This is a genomic window from Pedococcus sp. 2YAF34 (assembly GCF_052114585.1).
GTDB lineage: Bacteria > Actinomycetota > Actinomycetes > Actinomycetales > Dermatophilaceae > Pedococcus.
Genome location: NZ_JBFRFA010000092.1, coordinates 1 through 524, shown reverse-complemented (window position 1 = coordinate 524; position 524 = coordinate 1). Strand labels below are relative to the sequence as shown.

1 protein-coding gene is annotated in these 524 nt (G+C 69.0%); it reads right to left on the bottom strand.

Annotated features, from left to right (window positions below; genetic code table 11):
• A partial coding sequence (locus AB4Z02_RS19015; protein ID WP_441972922.1) for an aldo/keto reductase occupies positions 1-524 on the bottom strand: 524 nt, incomplete at both ends.

The window sequence follows — 524 nt, the reverse complement described above, 5'->3', positions numbered from 1 at the left end:
GCTCGAACAGTGGGTACTTGCCCTGGCCGAGCGGTCCCCACGCTTCGATGTGGATCCCGTGCTCGCGGGCGAACGCGGTCACCTCGGGCTGCTGGTGGGCGGGGTGCAGCTCGATCTGGTTGACGGCCGGCACGACGTCGGTCTCGGCGAGCAGTCTCTCCAGGTACGGCACGAGGAAGTTCGACACGCCGATGGCACGGGCGCGGCCGGTCGCGGCGATCGCCTCGAGCGACTTCCACGCCTGCACGTRGGTGTCGCGCTGCGGGGTCGGCCAGTGGATGAGGTACAGGTCGACGTAGTCGAGCCCGAGCTTCTCGAGGCTTTCGTCGAAGGCGGCCTGCGCATCCGTCTGCCGGTCGTTCCACAGCTTGGTCGTGATGAACAGCTCGTCCCGCGCGATCCCCGAGGCGGCGATCGCCTCGCCAACGCCCTGCTCGTTGCCGTAGATCGCCGCGGTGTCGATGTGGCGGTACCCGACCTCGAGCGCATCCGTCACGATCCGCGTCGTCTCCGCGGGGTCGACG